We start from the raw sequence: 19,374 nt of genomic DNA on the forward strand, positions 1-19,374 counted from the left end.
GTGCCAGCCCCATCGGAAGGCTGAGTGGAGGGATTTATCCGGGGGTGGGAGCGCAGCGACCGTGCGGCGCAGCCGCATGCATCGAGAGGAGGTGCAGCGAAGCAAACCGTAGGCGATGCCCCCGGATCAATACCGGAGCGAAGGAACCCGAGCCACAGCGAGGGCCGTACGTCAGGGTTGAAGCCTTTTGGGTTACCTTTTCGGCGTTTGGAAAAGGTGACTCGCCGTAAGGGCGAAACCGCCAGCGGCAGCTCCCGAAGCAACGGATATGCCCACAAAATAAAAACCGCAGACAATAAAAAGGCGCCCGAAGGCGCCTTTTCACTTACCAGCCGTCAGGCCATTTCTGCAGTTGTCTCGAAGTCAAACGTCAACTCACCATCCTTGATGTCGATGTGAACCACACCACCATGCTCGGCCAGCTCGCCAAACAGAATCTCCTCCGCCAGCGGACGCTTGATCTTGTCCTGGATCAGACGCGCCATCGGACGAGCGCCCATGGCCGAATCGTAACCACCGGCCGCCAGCCAGCTGCGCGCCGCATCGGTAACTTCCAGAAGCACACGCTTGTCTTCCAGCTGCGCCTGAAGTTCGGTGAGGAACTTGTCCACCACACTTTTGATGACCTCATGACTGAGGCGACCAAACTGAATGATGGTATCCAGACGGTTGCGGAATTCCGGCGTAAAGCTCTTCTTGATCACTTCCATCGCATCAGACGAGTGGTCCTGATGGGTGAAACCGATCGAAGCACGTGCCGCCGTCTCAGCACCGGCGTTGGTGGTCATGATCACGATCACATTGCGGAAATCCGCCTTGCGCCCGTTGTTGTCGGTCAGCGTACCGTGGTCCATCACCTGCAGCAGCAGGTTGAAGACTTCCGGATGCGCCTTCTCGATTTCATCGAGCAGCAATACGCAATGCGGCTGCTTGGTGATCGCTTCGGTCAACAGACCGCCCTGGTCGAAACCGACATACCCCGGAGGCGCACCGATCAGACGAGATACGGTGTGACGCTCCATGTACTCGGACATGTCGAAGCGCACCAGTTCGATCCCCAACGCCTTGGCCAATTGACGCGCGGCTTCGGTTTTACCAACACCGGTCGGTCCTGCGAACAGGAACGAACCGACAGGCTTGTCAGGCGACTTGAGCCCGGCACGGGACAGCTTGATCGCAGTCGACAGCGAATCGATCGCCGCGTCCTGACCGAACACCGTCAGCTTCAGGTCACGCTCGAGGTTACGCAGCAGTTCCTTGTCGGAGCTGGTGACGTGCTTCGGCGGAATCCGCGCGATTTTCGCAACGATGTCCTCGACCTCAGGCACTTCGATGCGTTTCACACGCTTCTCGACCGGTTGCAGACGCTGGTAGGCGCCCGCCTCGTCGATCACGTCGATGGCCTTGTCCGGCATGTGCCGGTCATTGATGTAGCGCGAAGCCAGTTCCGCAGCGGCGCGCAGCGACTCATCGCTGTATTCGATGTTGTGGTGCTGTTCGAAACGCCCTTTCAGGCCGCGCAGGATACCGATGGTGTCTTCCACCGACGGCTCGACGACATCGACCTTCTGGAAGCGACGCGCCAGGGCACGGTCTTTTTCGAAGATGCCACGGAATTCCTGGAACGTGGTCGAGCCGATGCAGCGAATGTCGCCAGACGACAGCAGCGGTTTGAGCAGGTTCGAGGCATCCATGACGCCACCGGACGCAGCACCCGCACCGATGATGGTGTGGATTTCGTCGATGAACAGGATCGCCTGCGGACGTTTTTTCAGTTCGTTGAGCAGCGCCTTGAAGCGCTTCTCGAAGTCACCGCGATACTTGGTGCCCGCGAGCAGAGCGCCCAGATCGAGGGAATAAACGACGCTGTTGGCCAGCAGGTCCGGCACCTGGTTGTCGACAATACGTTTGGCCAGGCCTTCGGCGATCGCGGTTTTACCCACGCCAGCCTCGCCTACCAGCAGCGGATTGTTCTTGCGACGGCGCGCGAGAATCTGCGCGACACGCTCGACTTCCGTTTCACGCCCGACCAGCGGATCGATCCGGCCCTGGCGTGCGAGTTCGTTGAGGTTGCTGGCGTAAGCGTCCAGCGGATTGCCTGAAGAAGAAGACTCACCGCCCTCGTCGTCCTGCATATCTTGTTCACCTTCAGAGTGATCGCCATGCCCCGGCACTTTGGAAATGCCGTGGGCGATATAGTTGACGACATCAATGCGTGCAACGCTCTGCTGTTTCAGCAGGAACACCGCCTGACTCTCTTGCTCACTGAAGATTGCAACCAGCACGTTGGCGCCGGTCACTTCGCGTTTGCCCGAGCTCTGCACATGAAAGACAGCACGTTGCAGCACACGCTGGAAGCCCAGGGTTGGCTGGGTTTCGCGATCCTCGTCATGGACGGGGATCAGTGGCGTGGTGGAGTCGATGAACTCCTGCAGGTCGTGCTTGAGTTTGTCGAGGTTTGCGCCGCAGGCACGCAATACGGTGGCGGCAGCCTCATTGTCCAATAGGGCCAGCAGCAGGTGTTCGACGGTCATGAATTCATGACGTTTCGAACGTGCCTCCTTGAAGGCAAGATTGAGGGTGACTTCGAGCTCGCGGTTTAACATAGCTTCACCTCATACCCAAGTGGTCGGCGATTAACCGTCCTTCTCGATTTCACAGAGTAGCGGATGCTGGCTTTCCCTGGCGTACTGGTTGACCTGCATGGCCTTTGTCTCGGCGATGTCGCGGGTAAACACTCCACATACTGCCCGCCCTTCTGTGTGGACGGCCAGCATGACCTTGGTCGCCAGCTCGCGATTCAGGTTAAAAAACACCTCGAGCACTTCGACGACGAAATCCATCGGTGTGTAGTCATCATTAAACAAAACCACCTTGTACATCGGCGGCGCCTGTAACGCAGGCTTTGCTTCCTGAACAGCAACGCCTGCCGAATCGTCGTCGTGCTCCTGTGGAAGATCCTTTTGGAGAAGCGGGCGATCCTGATTGAATGTTAGTCGAATCTGGCTGATTGCATGCATGGAAAGAAAGGTTCGTCAGTTGTGCAAATACAGTGGTGGGGGCGGCTTGACACGTTTTCAACTCCGACTGCCCGGTCACCTTGACTATCGGGAAAACGGTGTTACAACCAATAGAACCCACAGTGGGGAAAAAAGATCCGCGGAGTCAATCTTTTTAACGGATTCGACTGCGGATGAATTGGATGATACTCCAGCGATGGAGACTGTTGCAGAGGGATTTGAGCATGGCTGTCGGCAAGGTGAAATGGTTCAACAATGCCAAGGGGTTCGGCTTCATCAATACCGAATCCCGCGAGGGGAAGGACGAGGACGGCAAGGATATCGATTTCTTTGCCCATTTTTCCGCCATCAAGATGGACGGGTACAAAACCCTCAAAGCCGGGCAAATCGTCGAATTCGTGATCGTACAAGGCCCCAAAGGCCTTCACGCTACAGAAATCAAGAATGTCGAAGCCGCAAAAGATGCCGCCTCGGCAGCCGCTCATCACCAATCAGTGACCAGCTGAAGCAACCCGAACACCTGCCAGAAAACAAACCGCCCGGCTCGATCACTCGAGCCGGGCGGTTTCGTTGCAGCTGCCGTTCTTACATGTGCTTGATCAGCGCTTCACCGAAGCCCGAAGAAGACACCAGCGTGGCGCCTTCCATCAGACGTTCGAAGTCGTAGGTCACGGTCTTGGCCTTGATGGCGCCATTGGTGCCCTTGATGATCAGGTCGGCCGCCTCGGTCCAGCCCAGGTGGCGCAGCATCATCTCCGCCGACAGAATCACCGAACCCGGGTTGACCTGGTCCTTGCCGGCATATTTCGGCGCGGTACCGTGGGTCGCCTCGAACATGGCCACGGTGTCGGACAGGTTGGCACCCGGCGCGATACCGATACCACCCACTTCCGCCGCCAGCGCGTCGGACAGGTAGTCACCGTTGAGGTTGAGGGTGGCGATCACATCGTATTCGGCCGGACGCAGCAGGATCTGCTGGAGCATGGCGTCGGCGATGGCGTCCTTGACGACGACTTCGCGGCCGGTTTTCGGGTTCTTGAATTTCATCCATGGGCCGCCATCGAGCAGCTCGGCGCCGAATTCTTCCTTCGCCACCTCGTAGCCCCAGTCCTTGAAGGCACCTTCGGTGAATTTCATGATGTTGCCCTTGTGCACGATGGTCAGCGACTTGCGGTCGTTGTCCACCACGTATTGCAGGGCCTTGCGCACCAGACGCTTGGTGCCTTCTTTCGAAACCGGCTTGATGCCGATGCCGCAATCCTGGTCGAAACGGATCTTGGTGACGCCCATTTCTTCTTTCAGGAACTTGATGACCTTGGTGGCCTCAGGGGAGCCGGCTTTCCATTCGATACCGGCATAAATGTCTTCGGAGTTCTCGCGGAAGATCACCATGTCGACGTCGCCAGGCTTTTTCACCGGGCTTGGCACGCCTTCGAACCACACCACAGGGCGCAGGCAGACATAGAGATCGAGCTGTTGGCGCAGGGCAACGTTGAGGGAGCGGATGCCGCCACCGACCGGGGTGGTCAGCGGGCCCTTGATGGAAACCACGTAATCCTTGACCGCGTCCAGGGTTTCCTGGGGCAGCCAGGTGTCCTGGTCATAGACTTGAGTTGCTTTTTCGCCAGCATAAACCTCCATCCAGGAAATCTTGCGCTTGCCCCCGTAGGCTTTCTCTACGGCAGCATCAACCACTTTGATCATCACAGGGCTGACGTCGACGCCAATGCCGTCACCTTCGATGAAGGGAATGATCGGGTTATCAGGGACATTGAGAGAATGGTCTGCGTTGACGGTGATTTTGTCGCCGACGGCTGGAACCTGAATCTTCTTGTAACCCATGCTGAACTCCATTGTTTGGATTGAACATCTGGCTTGGTTCGAGCGTAACCCAGTTAAATCAACACGCAAACCCTCTGTTCCGGGCGCGACCACATCTCGGTTCGTACAAGCCTGAAAGCAAAGGGAAAAGCGCCAATCTCAAGCATTCACGGCGACTCTACGCCCCACCCCGGCCTGCGACCTTTAGACCAATGGACGAGAATCGTTGCATATGAACCATCGGCAGATTGCCAGCTACCTATGTATAATGCCGCCCGCTGACCAAAGGGTCACGACGGCTGGCCTCTCTAGCACGAGACTTTCCGCCTGATTGGTCGGGTTGTTACCGCAGTCCGACTGCTTGACGCTCTACTGATGCACCCAACATCACCGCGAAGATTCTCGACATTCGGTTCATGGATGACTTTGAACGAACGCGCTTACCCGGCGCCCCTCGAGTTTCTGCGCACGCTTTAGCAAAGAAGAGAGAGTTAATCCGAATATGCCCACCCGCTCGAAGATCATCTATACCTTCACCGACGAAGCTCCAGCCCTCGCCACCTATTCCCTGCTGCCGATCATCGAGGCTTACACCGCCTCGGCCGATATCGCCGTGGAAACCCGCGATATCTCTCTTGCAGCACGTATTCTGGCCAGCTTCCCCGAGCAACTGGGCGACAAAGCCGTAGCCGACCACCTCGCCGAACTGGGCGACCTGGCCGTTACGCCTGAAGCCAACATCATCAAGCTGCCGAACATCAGCGCCTCGGTTCCGCAACTGCAAGCCGCGATCAAAGAACTGCAGGCCCAGGGCTACAACCTGCCGGACTACCCGGAAACCGTGACCAGCGACGCCGACAAAGACGCCAAGGCGCGCTACGACAAGGTCAAGGGCAGCGCCGTGAACCCGGTTCTGCGTGAAGGCAACTCCGACCGTCGCGCGCCGTTGTCGGTCAAGAACTACGCTCGCAAGCACCCACACAAAATGGGCGCCTGGGCCAAGGACTCCAAGTCCCACGTCGCTCACATGAGCACCGGCGATTTCTACGGCAGCGAAAAAGCGGCCCTGATCGACGCCGCTGACACCGTGAAAATCGAGCTGGTCGCCCAAGACGGCACCACCACCGCCCTGAAAGAAAAAACCACCGTTCAGGCGGGCGAGATCCTCGACTGCTCCGTGATGAGCAAAAAGGCTCTGCGCGCGTTCATCGCCGCTGAAATCGACAGCGCCAAGCAACAAGGCGTGCTGCTGTCGGTTCACCTGAAAGCCACCATGATGAAGGTCTCCGACCCGATCATGTTCGGCCAGATCGTTGCCGAGTTCTACAACGACGCCCTGACCAAGCACGCCGACGTGCTGGCCGAGATCGGCTTCAACCTGAACAACGGCATCGGCGACCTGTACGCCCGCATCAAATCCCTGCCGGCCGAACAACAAGCCCAGATCGAAGCCGACGTGCAGGCGGTCTACGCCGTTCGTCCTTCGCTGGCGATGGTCAACTCCGACAAAGGCATCACCAACCTGCACGTGCCGAGCGACGTTATCGTCGACGCCTCGATGCCGGCCATGATCCGTGACTCCGGCAAGATGTGGGGCACCGACGGCCAGCTGCACGACACCAAGGCTGTGATCCCGGATCGCTGCTACGCCACCATCTACCAGGCCGTGATCGAAGATTGCAAAGCCAATGGCGCTTTCGATCCGACCACCATGGGCAGCGTGCCAAACGTTGGCCTGATGGCTAAAAAGGCTGAAGAGTACGGTTCCCACGACAAGACCTTCCAGATCAAGGCCGACGGCGTGGTTCGCGTAACCGACAGCAAAGGCACCCTGCTGATGGAACAGGCTGTTGAAGCCGGCGACATCTTCCGCATGTGCCAGACCAAAGACGCGCCGATCCAGGACTGGGTCAAACTGGCCGTCAACCGTGCTCGTGCAAGCGCAACGCCAGCCATTTTCTGGCTGGACCCGATGCGCGCCCACGACGGCGTGGTGATCGAGAAGGTTCAGGCTTACCTGAAGGATCACGACACCGCTGGTCTGGACATCCAGATCATGGCGCCGGTCGATGCCATGAAATACACCCTGCAGCGCACCCGCGAAGGCAAGGACACCATTTCGGTGACCGGCAACGTACTGCGTGACTACCTGACCGACCTGTTCCCGATCATGGAACTGGGCACCAGCGCCAAGATGCTGTCGATCGTGCCGCTGATGAACGGCGGTGGCCTGTTCGAAACCGGCGCCGGCGGTTCGGCTCCGAAGCACGTGCAGCAACTGGTCGAAGAGAACTTCCTGCGCTGGGATTCGCTGGGTGAATTCCTGGCCCTGGCCGCGTCTCTCGAGCACCTGGGTGTGAACTACAACAACCCGAAAGCGCTGGTTCTGTCCAAGACCCTGGACCAGGCCACTGGCCAGTTCCTCGACAACAACAAGTCGCCATCGCGTAAAGTCGGCAACATCGACAACCGCGGCAGCCACTTCTACCTGGCAATGTACTGGGCACAAGCCCTGGCCGCCCAGACCGAAGACACTGCACTGCAAGCGCAGTTCGCGACTCTGGCCAAGACCCTGACCGAGAACGAAGCGACCATCGTTGCCGAGCTCAACGCCGTTCAAGGCAAGCCAGTGGACATCGGCGGTTACTACCACGCCAATGCCGAGCTGATCAGCAAGGCCATGCGCCCAAGCGCAACCCTCAACGCGGCCATCGCTGCGCTGGTATAAGGTTGTAAAGGGAACATCACAGACCCCGGCCTTGCGCCGGGGTTTGTGTTTCTGCCTATCGCTCAGGAGATTCAATCAATGCAATGGCTCCCCCACATCACCGTCGCCACCATCGTCGAGGACAACGGGCGTTTTTTGATGGTCGAGGAACACAAGGCCGGGCGTAACGTGCTCAATCAGCCCGCCGGTCATCTGGATCCGGAAGAAACCCTGATCGAAGCCGCCGTGCGCGAAACCCTCGAAGAAACCGGCTGGGACGTCGAACCCACCGCCGTGGTCGGCATTTATCTTTACACCGCCCCGAGCAACGGCGTGACTTACCAGCGCGTGTGCTTCAGCGCCAAAGCCGTGAAACATCACCCGGATTATCAACTCGACGACGGCATCGTCGGCGCCAAGTGGCTGACCCGCGACGAATTATTGGCCCAGCGCGACAACTGGCGCAGCGAGCTGATCATCCGTTGCATCGATGATTATCTGGCCGGCAATCGCTTCGGCCTCGAACTGATCCGCCCTTCCCTTTAGCCTTGAGGCCGTGAGCCTGATAGAATCGCGTCCTTTTTCAAGACACTCATTGAATCCCTATGCGTGATCCAGCCCCTTCTGACACATCCAAGAAGCGCGTCATTGTCGGCATGTCCGGCGGCGTGGACTCTTCCGTTTCCGCTCTCCTGCTGATCGAGCAGGGCTATGAAGTGGAAGGCCTGTTCATGAAGAACTGGGAAGAAGACGACGGAACGGAATACTGCACCGCCATGGACGACCTGGCGGATGCCCAGGCCGTGTGCGACAAGATCGGTATCAAGCTGCACACCGCCAACTTCGCCGCCGAGTACTGGGACAACGTGTTCGAGCACTTCCTGGCCGAATACAAGGCCGGCCGCACGCCGAACCCGGATATCCTGTGCAACCGCGAGATCAAGTTCAAGGCGTTCCTCGACTACGCCATGATGCTCGGCGCCGACCTGATCGCCACCGGTCACTACGTGCGCCGCCGCGACATCGACGGCCGCACCGAACTGCTCAAGGGCCTGGATCCGAACAAGGATCAGAGCTACTTCCTGCACGCCGTCGGCGGCGAACAGATCGCCAAGACCCTGTTCCCGGTCGGCGAGCTGGAAAAACCGGAAGTCCGCGCGATTGCCGAGAAATACGAGCTGGCGACCGCCAAGAAGAAGGATTCCACCGGGATCTGCTTCATCGGCGAGCGTCGCTTCAGCGATTTCCTCAAGCAATACCTGCCGGCACAACCGGGCGAGATCAAGACCACCGAAGGCGAAGTCATCGGCCGTCACCACGGCTTGATGTACCACACCATCGGCCAGCGTCAGGGCCTGGGCATCGGCGGTCTGAAAGACGCCGGCGATGAGCCGTGGTACGTGCTGCGCAAGGATCTGGACACCAACGAGCTGATCGTCGGTCAAGGCAACAACCATCCGTGGCTGTTCTCCAGCGCCCTGCTCGCTTCGGAAATCTATTGGGTCAACCCGATCGATCTAAGCCAGCCGCTGCGCCTGACTGCCAAGGTTCGTTATCGCCAGAGCGATCAGGCCTGCACCCTTGAGAAAACCGAAACCGGCTATCGCGCCGTATTCGACGAGCCGCAACGCGCGGTCACGCCGGGCCAGTCGGTGGTGTTCTATGACGGTGAAATCTGCCTCGGTGGCGGCGTGATCGAAGTCGCCGAGCCGTGGAGCGGCCAGGCATGAGCCCGACTCAGGAGCAATTGACCGCTCTGGGCGGCGTGTTTCTCGCCGCCGTGCTGGTCGACCGGATCGCCAAGACCGGTCAGACCAACGAGGCCGGCCTGAGCTGCATGCTCGGCAGCCTGCTGGTTCGTGACCCGAAAGACACGCTGGATGTTTACGGCGGCGACGATATCAACCTGCGCGAGGGTTACCGCGCGCTGATCGGCGCCCTCGAGCGCGACCCAAGCACCTTGCAACGCGAACCGCTGCGCTACGCCCTGTCGATGCTCGGCCTTGAGCGACAACTGGCCAAGCGCAACGACATGCTCGACGTGATCGGCAAGCGCTTGCCGCAGATCCAGTCGCAGGTCGAGCACTTCGGCCCGGCCCACGAAAACGTGATCGCAGCCTGCGGTGCGCTGTATCAGGACACCCTGAGCACGCTGCGCCAACGCATTCAGGTGCATGGCGACATGCGCAACCTGCAGCAGCCGAGCAATGCCTCGAAGATCCGCGCCCTGCTGCTCGCCGGCATTCGTTCGGCACGCCTGTGGCGTCAGCTCGGCGGTCATCGCTGGCAGCTGGTCGTCAGCCGGCGCAAATTGCTCAAAGAGCTGTATCCGTTGATGCGCAGCGAGTAAATCGCCGCGCAATAAAAGCTTTGTAGTCTGTAACGCGTAATACGCCGGTCAGTTGGCGACGGACCGGCGGATTTTTTCATGTATGATACGCGCCCCATTTCGTTGCCCGACTGTCCGAGAACACCCCATGCAGCTCTCTTCGCTCACTGCGGTTTCCCCTGTTGACGGCCGCTACGCCGGCAAAACCCAGGCCCTGCGCCCAATTTTCAGCGAGTACGGTCTGATCCGTGCCCGCGTTCTGGTTGAAGTGCGCTGGCTCCAGCGCCTGGCCGCTCACGCCGGCATCCCGGAAGTGCCAGCCTTCTCCGCCGAAGCCAACGCCGTTCTGAATGAACTGGCCGAGAACTTCTCGCTGGAGCACGCCGAGCGCGTGAAAGAGATCGAGCGCACCACCAACCACGACGTAAAAGCGATCGAATACCTGCTCAAAGAGCAGGCGGCCAAGCTGCCGGAACTGGCCAAGGTCAGCGAATTCATCCACTTCGCCTGCACCAGCGAGGACATCAACAACCTGTCCCACGCCCTGATGCTGCGCGAAGGCCGTGACGACGTGATGCTGCCGCTGATGCGCCAGACTGCCAATGCCATCCGCGAACTGGCGATCCGCTTCGCCGACGTGCCGATGCTGTCGCGCACCCACGGTCAGCCGGCTTCGCCGACCACCTTGGGTAAAGAGCTGGCGAACGTGGTTTACCGTCTCGAGCGCCAGATCGCTCAGGTCGCTGCCGTTCCGCTGCTGGGCAAGATCAACGGCGCTGTCGGCAACTACAACGCTCACCTGTCGGCCTACCCGCAGATCGACTGGGAAGCCAACGCCCGCGCCTTCATCGAAGACGAGCTGGGTCTGGGCTTCAACCCGTACACCACGCAGATCGAGCCGCACGACTACATCGCCGAGCTGTTCGACGCCATTGCGCGCTTCAACACCATCCTGATCGACTTCGACCGTGACATCTGGGGCTACATCTCCCTGGGCTACTTCAAGCAGCGCACCATCGCCGGCGAAATCGGTTCGTCGACCATGCCGCACAAGGTCAACCCGATCGACTTCGAAAACTCCGAAGGCAACCTGGGCATCGCCAACGCACTGTTCCAGCACCTGGCGAGCAAACTGCCAATCTCCCGCTGGCAGCGCGACCTGACCGACTCCACCGTGCTGCGTAACCTCGGTGTCGGCTTCGCCCACAGCGTGATCGCGTACGAAGCGAGCCTCAAAGGCATCAGCAAGCTCGAGCTGAACGCTGACAAGATCGCTGCCGATCTGGACGCTTGCTGGGAAGTCCTGGCCGAGCCGATCCAGACCGTGATGCGCCGCTACAACATCGAAAACCCGTACGAGAAGCTGAAAGAACTGACGCGCGGCAAGGGCATCAGCCCTGAAGCGCTGCAGACTTTCATCGATGGCCTGGACATGCCGGCCGCTGCGAAAGCCGAGCTCAAGCAACTGACGCCGGCCAACTACATCGGAAACGCTGTAGCGCAAGCCAAACGCATCTGATCGACTGCTTGACCCGTTTGAGACGCCCGGCCGCGCCGGGCGTTTTTATTCCCGTCTGAAAAATGCTTTTTTTCAATAGGTTACATATGAATCCCGATATTCCTCTTCAACTTCTGGGTGGTCTTACGGCGCGCGAATTCATGCGCGACTACTGGCAGAAAAAACCACTGCTGATCCGTCAGGCGATTCCTGATTTCGAAAGCCCGATCGACGCCGACGAACTCGCCGGCCTGGCCCTGGAAGAAGAAGTCGAATCGCGCCTGGTGATCGAGCACGGCGAGCGCCCTTGGGAACTGCGTCGCGGCCCGTTCGCCGAAGACGAATTCAGCAAACTGCCGGAGCGCGAGTGGACCCTGCTGGTGCAGGCGGTCGATCAGTTCGTGCCGGAAGTCAGCGAGCTGCTGGAAAACTTCCGCTTCCTGCCGAGCTGGCGCGTCGACGACGTGATGATCAGCTTCGCCGCTCCGGGTGGCAGCGTCGGTCCGCACTTCGACAACTACGACGTGTTCCTGCTGCAAGGCCACGGCAAGCGCAACTGGAAAATCGGCCAGATGTGCGACTCCGAAAGCCCGCTGCTGCAACACGCGGATCTGCGCATCCTCGCCGAATTCCACGAGACCGAAGAGTGGGTCCTGGAACCGGGCGACATGCTCTACCTGCCGCCGCGCCTGGCTCACTGCGGCGTTGCCGTCGATGACTGCATGACCTACTCGGTCGGCTTTCGCGCACCGAGCGCCGCTGAAGTGCTGACCCACTTCACCGACTTCCTCAGCCAGTTCCTGACTGACGAAGAGCGCTACACCGACGCCGACGCCAAGCCGGTCAGCGATGATCCACATCAGATCCAGCACGATGCACTCGGCCGCCTGAAAGCGCTGCTCGCCGAACACATGAGCGACGAACGCCTGCTGCTGACCTGGTTCGGCCAGTACATGACCGAGCCGCGTTATCCAGAGCTGGTGGTCGGCCCGGAAGAAGTCGAGGAAGAAGACCTCCTCGGCGCGCTCGAAGACGGTGCCATCCTGATCCGCAACCCGAGCGCGCGTCTGGCGTGGTCGGACGTCGATGACGATCTGCTGCTGTTCGCCAGCGGTCAGAGCCGTTACCTGCCGGGCAAGCTGCGCGAACTGCTGAAGCTGATCTGCTCTGCCGACGCCCTGCACACAGACAATCTCGGTGACTGGCTGAGCGACGAAGACGGTCGCGGCCTGCTGTGCGAACTGGTCAAACAGGGAAGCCTGGGGTTCGCCGACGATGAATAAGATTCGCGTACGTGTTGCAGACTGGCAAAAGGACAACGCCGAGATCCGCCGCATTCGCGAAACGGTGTTCATTGCCGAACAATCGGTTCCACCCGAGCTTGAGTGGGACGCTGATGACGCCACGGCGGTGCATTTCCTGGCTTTCGAAGGCGACTTTCCGATCGGCACCGCCCGCCTCTTGCCCGACGGGCATGTCGGCCGGGTTTCGGTGCTGAAAGACTGGCGCGGCCTGAAGGTCGGCGATGCGCTGATGCAAGCGGTGATTGCCGAAGCGGAAGCACGCGGCCTGAAGCAGCAGATGCTCAGCGCCCAGGTACAGGCCACGGCGTTCTATGAGCGCCTCGGTTTCAACCTGGTCAGCGAGGAATTCCTCGAAGCCGGGATTCCGCATGTCGATATGGTTCGTCACTCAGCTTAAGACCGAGGCGCCGATCGTTCCCACGCTCTGCGTGGGAATGCCTCTCGGGACGCTCCGCGTCCCTTGCGGCATGTGACGCAGAGCGTCACTGGCTGCATTCCCACGCGGAGCGTGGGAACGATCACGTAAAACGCCCCGCCATCCGACGATGCCGGGGCGTTTTGCTGTCTAGGATTCAACTTGCCCCACCCCGGGCCGACAAACTGGCAATATCAAGCCTTTCGAAAGCGGAGATAACGGACATGTCCCTACGCACCCTGCTCACCACCCTGCTGCTCGGCTGCAGTTTTTCGGTGATGGCAGCCACAGAAATCGTGCCCCTCAAATACCACACCAGCGCCGACATGCTGCCGGTGGCTCAAGACTTCATCGGCAAGGACGGCCAGGTCAGCGCCTATGGCAACCAACTGATCGTCAAGGCTGAACCCGGCAAGATCGAAGAACTCAAGGACCTGCTCTCGCAACTCGACACCGCGCCCAAGCGCCTGCTGATCACGGTCGACACCAACGAAAACAACGGTCGTGGCGATGAAGGCTATTCGGTCAATGGCGCGCAAACCCGCATCATCAGTCGCAGCACTGCCAGCCGTGACGGCGGCATTCAGCAGATCCAGGCCAGCGAAGGCGCACCGGCGCTGATCCAGGTTGGCCAAAGCGTGCCGATCACCAGCAGCCAGACCAACTCCTACGGCGATTACAGCAGCCAGACTCAATATCGCAACGTCACCCAGGGGTTTTATGTCACCGCAAGCGTCACCGGCGAAACCGTTCACCTGGCAATCAGTACCAACCGTGACCGCATGAGCCAGGAACGTCCCGATGTAGTGAACGTGCAAAGCACCGACACAACTGTCACCGGGCGTCTGGGCGAGTGGATTACCCTCGCCGGCGTGAATCGCCAGACCCAGGCCGACAAACAGGGCCTGGCCCGCAGCTACTCGACTCAAGGCCGGGATGACATGACGTTAAGGGTGAAAGTCGACACGTTGGACTAAAGCACCGAAAACTGACTGATTAGTCGTATTAGACGAAAGATGTAGTGCTTTAAAAAAAGCACTACAAAACGTTTGACGAGCCAAAAAAGCGAAGGCATGATGGCCTCGCTCCCGCTAATCAGAGGCCCTGGCAAGGGCCTTCGAAGCGATGCTCGCAACCATCCCCGCGAGCCGTTTCGTGTCTGTACCGCCCACAAGGTGTGTTTGACGAGGTTGCCGACTGGAACGAAGTTGTCCCGAGGGACGGAAGCGTAATTAGGTAACCCGGCTTTACACTGTAGTTCGTATAAAGGCCCACGACGCCCGAATGCGCCCACCAGTTCGCCTTTACCTGCTCACTTCCCCTCGAGCCCATCGTTCATCCCGTCGCCTGCCCCGCCGAACCCGACCTGACCACCTAAGCTTCTGGTCAGCGAGCGCAAGGAATTTTCCACCGCAGAACAACTTTTCATAAAGACGCGACGAGGTTTATCTCCATGGCACTGACACGCGAACAGCAAATTGCAGCCCTTGAAAAAGACTGGGCTGAAAACCCGCGCTGGAAAGGCGTGACTCGCAATTACTCCGCTGCTGACGTCGTCCGTCTGCGTGGCTCGGTTCAACCAGAGCACACCTTTGCAAAAATGGGCGCCGAAAAACTGTGGAACCTGGTCACCCAGGGTGCCAAGCCGTCCTTCCGCCCAGAGAAAGATTTCGTCAACTGCATGGGCGCCCTGACCGGCGGCCAGGCTGTGCAACAGGTCAAAGCCGGTATCCAGGCGATCTACCTGTCGGGCTGGCAAGTCGCTGCGGATAACAACTCCGCCGAATCGATGTACCCGGACCAGTCGCTGTACCCGGTGGACTCGGTGCCAACCGTGGTCAAGCGCATCAACAACTCGTTCCGTCGTGCCGACCAGATCCAGTGGAAAGCCGGCAAGAACCCGGGCGACGATGGCTACATCGACTACTTCGCGCCAATCGTGGCTGACGCCGAAGCCGGCTTCGGCGGCGTACTGAACGCCTACGAGCTGATGAAGAGCATGATCGAAGCAGGCGCCGCCGGCGTTCACTTCGAAGACCAACTGGCCTCCGTGAAGAAATGCGGCCACATGGGCGGCAAGGTTCTGGTTCCAACCCAGGAAGCCGTACAGAAGCTGACCGCTGCACGTCTGGCTGCCGACGTTGCCGGTGTACCGACCATCATCCTGGCCCGTACCGACGCCAACGCTGCCGACCTGCTGACTTCCGACTGCGACCCGTACGACCAGCCGTTCGTGACTGGCACCCGTACTCAGGAAGGTTTCTACAAGGTTCGTGCAGGCCTGGACCAGGCAATCGCCCGCGGCCTGGCCTACGCGCCGTACGCCGACCTGATCTGGTGCGAAACCGCCAAGCCGGACCTGGACGAAGCCCGTCGTTTCGCTGAAGCGATCAAAAAGGAATATCCGGACCAGATCCTGTCGTACAACTGCTCGCCTTCCTTCAACTGGAAGAAAAACCTGGACGACGCGACCATCGCCAAGTTCCAGCGCGAACTGTCCGCCATGGGTTACAAGCACCAGTTCATCACCCTGGCCGGCATTCACAACATGTGGCACAGCATGTTCAACCTGGCGCACGACTACGCCCGCAACGACATGACTGCCTACGTGAAGCTGCAAGAGCAGGAATTCGCTGACGCCGCCAAGGGTTACACGTTCGTGGCTCACCAGCAGGAAGTGGGCACTGGCTACTTCGACGACATGACCACCGTGATCCAGGGCGGCACGTCCTCGGTGACCGCGCTGACCGGTTCGACCGAAGAAGAACAGTTCCACTGATCGACTTCGCCTGAGCGAACGGCCTTTGCGGACCGTATAGAAAGCTAACCGCATTGCCGAAAAACTGACGCCCCGACTGGTTCGGGGCGTTTTTTTTGCCTGCGGTTTTCCGAGCGCCTCAGGAATTGGCACAACCTGTCAGGCAAAACATTGATCCAGAGCGGTATCCGCATCGCAAAAATCGGCTAAAACGGGCGCCGCCGCTACTTGCAGTAACGCGCATATAAGACAACTTCCCAACTACTGACCCGTTAAACAGTTACGAAACCACCCCAAACGATATTAATTATCATTTAGCGGCAACTATGTTCGTTACATTTCCTACAAAACATAATTCTTGAAATTCCGGCTAATGCCCGCAACGCATGGGCTGCGGGCCCTTCGAGGCGCGCTATGTCCTTATTCCAATAAATAATTTCGCTATAGGAATTTTACTTGCCGGGTGTTTAGCCATAAAATCAGCGCGATTGATTGCTGCGACATATCGTCACTGCCTTATTTCTTTATCAAGCTCAGAGACCTTTGCTCTCTGTTAAGGATTTCCAGCATGCCCGAAGCGACAGGACTCATGGCCCACAACTGGGGCTTTGCCATTTTCCTTCTGGGTGTAGTCGGCCTGTGTGCCTTCATGCTCGGTGTCTCCAGCCTCCTCGGGTCAAAAGCCTGGGGCCGCAGCAAAAACGAACCGTTCGAGTCCGGCATGCTACCTACCGGTGGCGCCCGCTTGCGGCTCTCAGCCAAATTCTATCTGGTCGCGATGCTGTTCGTGATCTTCGATATCGAAGCCCTCTTTCTCTTTGCATGGTCTGTGTCCGTCCGCGAAAGCGGCTGGACCGGATTCGTCGAAGCTCTCGTTTTCATAGCAATTCTGTTGGCAGGTCTTGTCTACCTGTTCCGAGTGGGCGCCCTTGACTGGGCTCCGGAAGCTCGTCGCAAGCGGCAGGCGAAGCTGAAACAATGAGGCTTTGGCAATGCAATACAATCTCACCAGAATCGACCCCGATGCTCCTAACGAGCAGTATCCGATCGGCCAGCGGGAAACCGTTTCCGATCCGTTAGAGGATCAAGTCCACAAAAACATTTTCATGGGCAAGCTGGAAGACGTGCTGAGTGGCGCGGTCAACTGGGGACGTAAGAACTCCCTGTGGCCGTACAACTTCGGTCTGTCGTGCTGCTACGTGGAAATGACCACCGCCTTCACGGCGCCCCACGACATCGCGCGCTTCGGCGCCGAAGTTATCCGGGCATCACCGCGTCAGGCCGACTTCATGGTTATCGCCGGGACCTGCTTCATCAAGATGGCGCCGATCATTCAGCGCCTGTACGAGCAGATGCTCGAGCCCAAGTGGGTGATCTCGATGGGTTCGTGCGCCAACTCCGGCGGCATGTACGACATCTACTCCGTGGTTCAGGGGGTGGACAAGTTCCTGCCCGTTGACGTCTACGTACCTGGCTGCCCGCCCCGTCCAGAAGCATTTCTGCAAGGCTTGATGCTGTTGCAGGAGTCCATTGGCCAGGAGCGTCGCCCACTTTCCTGGGTCGTTGGCGATCAAGGCGTTTATCGCGCCGACATGCCTTCGCAGAAGGAACAGCGCCGCGAACAGCGAATCGCAGTCACCAACCTGCGCAGCCCTGACGAAGTCTGATCCAGTCTGTTTCAAAGAAACGAGAAGCTGGCTTCATTCTTTACGTTGACCGAAAGCGAAAAAATAACCATGACTACAGGCAGTGCTCTGTACATCCCGCCTTATAAGGCAGACGACCAGGATGTGGTCGTCGAACTGAACAACCGTTTTGGCGCCGAAGCGTTCACCGCTCAGTCGACCCGCACCGGCATGCCGGTGCTGTGGGTGGCTCGCGCCAGACTCGTCGAAGTCCTGACCTTCCTGCGCAACCTGCCCAAGCCGTACGTCATGCTCTATGACCTGCACGGCGTGGACGAGCGTCTGCGCACCAAGCGTCAAGGGCTGCCGAGCGGTGCCGATTTCACCGTGTTCTATCACCTCATGTCGCTGGAACGTAATAGTGACGTGATGATCAAGGTCGCCTTGTCCGAGAGCGACCTCAGCTTGCCGACCGTCACCAGCATCTGGCCGAACGCCAACTGGTACGAGCGTGAAGTCTGGGACATGTATGGCATCGACTTTAAAGGTCACCCGCACCTGTCGCGCATCATGATGCCGCCGACCTGGGAAGGTCACCCACTGCGCAAGGACTTCCCGGCGCGCGCCACCGAATTCGATCCGTTCAGCCTGAACCTGGCCAAGCAACAGCTTGAGGAAGAAGCCGCGCGTTTCCGTCCTGAAGACTGGGGCATGAAGCGCTCCGGCCCGAACGAGGACTACATGTTCCTCAACCTGGGTCCGAACCACCCTTCGGCTCACGGTGCGTTCCGCATCATCCTGCAACTGGACGGTGAAGAGATCGTCGACTGCGTTCCGGACATCGGTTACCACCACCGTGGCGCCGAGAAGATGGCCGAGCGTCAGTCCTGGCACAGCTTCATTCCGTACACCGACCGTATCGACTACCTCGGCGGCGTGATGAACAACCTGCCGTACGTGCTCTCGGTCGAGAAGCTGGCCGGCATCAAGGTACCCGAGAAGGTCGACGTCATCCGCATCATGATGGCCGAGTTCTTCCGGATCACCAGCCACCTGCTCTTCCTGGGCACCTACATCCAGGACGTCGGCGCCATGACTCCGGTGTTCTTCACCTTCACCGACCGCCAGAAGGCGTACACGGTGATCGAAGCCATCACCGGTTTCCGCCTGCACCCGGCCTGGTACCGCATCGGTGGCGTCGCCCACGACCTGCCGCGCGGCTGGGAAAAACTGGTGAAAGACTTCGTTGAATGGCTGCCAAAGCGCCTCGACGAATACACCAAGGCCGCCCTGCAGAACAGCATCCTCAAGGGTCGTACCATCGGCGTTGCCCAGTACAACACCAAAGAGGCCCTGGAATGGGGCGTCACCGGTGCCGGCCTGCGTTCCACCGGTTGCGACTTCGACCTGCGCAAGGCGCGTCCGTACTCCGGTTACGAGAACTTCGAGTTCGAAGTGCCGCTGGCCGCCAACGGCGATGCCTACGACCGCTGCATGGTTCGCGTCGAAGAGATGCGCCAGAGCGTCAAGATCATCGACCAGTGCCTGCGCAACATGCCGGAAGGCCCGTACAAGGCGGATCACCCGCTGACCACGCCGCCGCCGAAAGAGCGCACGCTGCAGCACATCGAAACCCTGATCACGCACTTCCTGCAGGTTTCGTGGGGCCCGGTCATGCCGGCCAACGAATCCTTCCAGATGATCGAAGCGACCAAGGGCATCAACAGTTATTACCTGACGAGCGACGGCGGCACCATGAGCTACCGTACCCGGATCCGTACTCCGAGCTTCCCGCATCTGCAACAGATCCCTTCGGTGATCAAAGGCAGCATGGTCGCGGACCTGATTGCGTACCTGGGTAGTATCGATTTCGTTATGGCCGACGTGGACCGCTAAG

16 protein-coding genes are annotated in these 19,374 nt (G+C 59.2%); 13 read left to right on the forward strand and 3 right to left on the reverse strand.

All coding sequences use genetic code 11. The features are described 5' to 3' along the window. Positions 1-335: 335 nt before the first annotated feature. Both clpA and clpS read right to left on the reverse strand, forming a co-directional pair. Positions 336-2,606, reverse strand: coding sequence for an ATP-dependent Clp protease ATP-binding subunit ClpA (gene clpA / locus EIY71_RS25080; protein ID WP_007951436.1), 2,271 nt, complete (start codon positions 2,604-2,606; stop codon positions 336-338). A gap of 30 nt (positions 2,607-2,636) precedes the next feature. Continuing rightward, positions 2,637-3,020 (reverse strand): ATP-dependent Clp protease adapter ClpS, encoded by a 384-nt coding sequence (clpS, locus tag EIY71_RS25085; protein WP_011334948.1) that lies wholly within the window; start codon positions 3,018-3,020, stop codon positions 2,637-2,639. 224 nt (positions 3,021-3,244) lie between these two features. Here clpS and EIY71_RS25090 point away from each other — a divergent pair, with 224 nt between their 5' ends. Further along, complete coding sequence (locus tag EIY71_RS25090; protein ID WP_085745987.1) at positions 3,245-3,526, forward strand: cold shock domain-containing protein; 282 nt, start codon at positions 3,245-3,247, stop codon at positions 3,524-3,526. Between the two features lie 79 nt (positions 3,527-3,605). On the opposite strand, the gene icd is transcribed toward EIY71_RS25090, so the two are convergent. Further along, positions 3,606-4,862 carry an NADP-dependent isocitrate dehydrogenase gene (gene icd / locus EIY71_RS25095; protein ID WP_007951441.1) on the reverse strand — a complete coding sequence of 419 codons (1,257 nt, stop codon included), beginning with the start codon at positions 4,860-4,862 and terminating at the stop codon, positions 3,606-3,608. Positions 4,863-5,343: 481 nt separating this feature from the next. On the opposite strand from icd, the gene EIY71_RS25105 reads away from it, so the two are divergent. The 12 genes from EIY71_RS25105 to nuoC all read left to right on the forward strand — a co-directional run bounded on the left by EIY71_RS25105 (position 5,344) and on the right by nuoC (position 19,373). After that, on the forward strand, positions 5,344-7,569 hold the full coding sequence (locus EIY71_RS25105; RefSeq protein WP_102687968.1) for an NADP-dependent isocitrate dehydrogenase: 2,226 nt from the start codon (positions 5,344-5,346) through the stop codon (positions 7,567-7,569). A 78-nt stretch (positions 7,570-7,647) separates the two neighbouring features. Then, positions 7,648-8,094 carry an NUDIX hydrolase gene (locus tag EIY71_RS25110; RefSeq protein ID WP_102687967.1) on the forward strand — a complete coding sequence of 149 codons (447 nt, stop codon included), beginning with the start codon at positions 7,648-7,650 and terminating at the stop codon, positions 8,092-8,094. Positions 8,095-8,153: 59 nt separating this feature from the next. Next, positions 8,154-9,278: a tRNA 2-thiouridine(34) synthase MnmA gene (gene mnmA / locus EIY71_RS25115; protein WP_074688946.1), complete on the forward strand. Its 1,125-nt coding sequence runs from the start codon at positions 8,154-8,156 to the stop codon at positions 9,276-9,278. Continuing rightward, positions 9,275-9,898 carry a high frequency lysogenization protein HflD gene (hflD, locus tag EIY71_RS25120; protein ID WP_039767411.1) on the forward strand — a complete coding sequence of 208 codons (624 nt, stop codon included), beginning with the start codon at positions 9,275-9,277 and terminating at the stop codon, positions 9,896-9,898. Before mnmA ends, hflD begins: the two co-directional genes overlap by 4 nt. Before the next feature lie 127 nt (positions 9,899-10,025). Next, positions 10,026-11,396: an adenylosuccinate lyase gene (purB, locus tag EIY71_RS25125; protein ID WP_039767413.1), complete on the forward strand. Its 1,371-nt coding sequence runs from the start codon at positions 10,026-10,028 to the stop codon at positions 11,394-11,396. Positions 11,397-11,482: 86 nt separating this feature from the next. Then, positions 11,483-12,658, forward strand: coding sequence for a cupin domain-containing protein (locus EIY71_RS25130; protein ID WP_007951451.1), 1,176 nt, complete (start codon positions 11,483-11,485; stop codon positions 12,656-12,658). Then, complete coding sequence (locus tag EIY71_RS25135; protein ID WP_007951452.1) at positions 12,651-13,076, forward strand: GNAT family N-acetyltransferase; 426 nt, start codon at positions 12,651-12,653, stop codon at positions 13,074-13,076. The genes EIY71_RS25130 and EIY71_RS25135 overlap by 8 nt, the downstream gene beginning before the upstream one ends. A 242-nt stretch (positions 13,077-13,318) precedes the next feature. Next, on the forward strand, positions 13,319-14,071 hold the full coding sequence (locus EIY71_RS25140) for a secretin N-terminal domain-containing protein (protein ID WP_007951453.1): 753 nt from the start codon (positions 13,319-13,321) through the stop codon (positions 14,069-14,071). Between the two features lie 476 nt (positions 14,072-14,547). Beyond that, positions 14,548-15,873 carry an isocitrate lyase gene (aceA, locus tag EIY71_RS25145; RefSeq protein ID WP_007951455.1) on the forward strand — a complete coding sequence of 442 codons (1,326 nt, stop codon included), beginning with the start codon at positions 14,548-14,550 and terminating at the stop codon, positions 15,871-15,873. A gap of 547 nt (positions 15,874-16,420) precedes the next feature. Then, positions 16,421-16,834: an NADH-quinone oxidoreductase subunit A gene (locus tag EIY71_RS25150; protein WP_003223812.1), complete on the forward strand. Its 414-nt coding sequence runs from the start codon at positions 16,421-16,423 to the stop codon at positions 16,832-16,834. Positions 16,835-16,844: 10 nt separating this feature from the next. Then, positions 16,845-17,519: an NADH-quinone oxidoreductase subunit B family protein gene (locus EIY71_RS25155; protein WP_007951456.1), complete on the forward strand. Its 675-nt coding sequence runs from the start codon at positions 16,845-16,847 to the stop codon at positions 17,517-17,519. Positions 17,520-17,588: 69 nt separating this feature from the next. Beyond that, positions 17,589-19,373: an NADH-quinone oxidoreductase subunit C/D gene (nuoC, locus tag EIY71_RS25160; RefSeq protein WP_134023535.1), complete on the forward strand. Its 1,785-nt coding sequence runs from the start codon at positions 17,589-17,591 to the stop codon at positions 19,371-19,373. The last annotated feature ends 1 nt before the right edge of the window (position 19,374 follow it).

Origin of the sequence: Pseudomonas sp. CH235, from assembly GCF_004368175.1 — a bacterium.
In the GTDB taxonomy this organism is placed as follows: domain Bacteria; phylum Pseudomonadota; class Gammaproteobacteria; order Pseudomonadales; family Pseudomonadaceae; genus Aquipseudomonas; species Aquipseudomonas paraglycinae.

Excerpts from the sequence above, each read along its gene's own strand:
- clpA (WP_007951436.1), bottom strand. The coding sequence starts at position 2,606 with ATGTTAAACCGCGAGCTCGAAGTCACCCTCAATCTTGCCTTCAAGGAG.
- clpS (WP_011334948.1), bottom strand. The coding sequence starts at position 3,020 with ATGCATGCAATCAGCCAGATTCGACTAACATTCAATCAGGATCGCCCG.
- EIY71_RS25090 (WP_085745987.1), top strand. The coding sequence starts at position 3,245 with ATGGCTGTCGGCAAGGTGAAATGGTTCAACAATGCCAAGGGGTTCGGC.
- icd (WP_007951441.1), bottom strand. The coding sequence starts at position 4,862 with ATGGGTTACAAGAAGATTCAGGTTCCAGCCGTCGGCGACAAAATCACC.
- EIY71_RS25105 (WP_102687968.1), top strand. The coding sequence starts at position 5,344 with ATGCCCACCCGCTCGAAGATCATCTATACCTTCACCGACGAAGCTCCA.
- EIY71_RS25110 (WP_102687967.1), top strand. The coding sequence starts at position 7,648 with ATGCAATGGCTCCCCCACATCACCGTCGCCACCATCGTCGAGGACAAC.
- mnmA (WP_074688946.1), top strand. The coding sequence starts at position 8,154 with ATGCGTGATCCAGCCCCTTCTGACACATCCAAGAAGCGCGTCATTGTC.
- hflD (WP_039767411.1), top strand. The coding sequence starts at position 9,275 with ATGAGCCCGACTCAGGAGCAATTGACCGCTCTGGGCGGCGTGTTTCTC.
- purB (WP_039767413.1), top strand. The coding sequence starts at position 10,026 with ATGCAGCTCTCTTCGCTCACTGCGGTTTCCCCTGTTGACGGCCGCTAC.
- EIY71_RS25130 (WP_007951451.1), top strand. The coding sequence starts at position 11,483 with ATGAATCCCGATATTCCTCTTCAACTTCTGGGTGGTCTTACGGCGCGC.
- EIY71_RS25135 (WP_007951452.1), top strand. The coding sequence starts at position 12,651 with ATGAATAAGATTCGCGTACGTGTTGCAGACTGGCAAAAGGACAACGCC.
- EIY71_RS25140 (WP_007951453.1), top strand. The coding sequence starts at position 13,319 with ATGTCCCTACGCACCCTGCTCACCACCCTGCTGCTCGGCTGCAGTTTT.
- aceA (WP_007951455.1), top strand. The coding sequence starts at position 14,548 with ATGGCACTGACACGCGAACAGCAAATTGCAGCCCTTGAAAAAGACTGG.
- EIY71_RS25150 (WP_003223812.1), top strand. The coding sequence starts at position 16,421 with ATGCCCGAAGCGACAGGACTCATGGCCCACAACTGGGGCTTTGCCATT.
- EIY71_RS25155 (WP_007951456.1), top strand. The coding sequence starts at position 16,845 with ATGCAATACAATCTCACCAGAATCGACCCCGATGCTCCTAACGAGCAG.
- nuoC (WP_134023535.1), top strand. The coding sequence starts at position 17,589 with ATGACTACAGGCAGTGCTCTGTACATCCCGCCTTATAAGGCAGACGAC.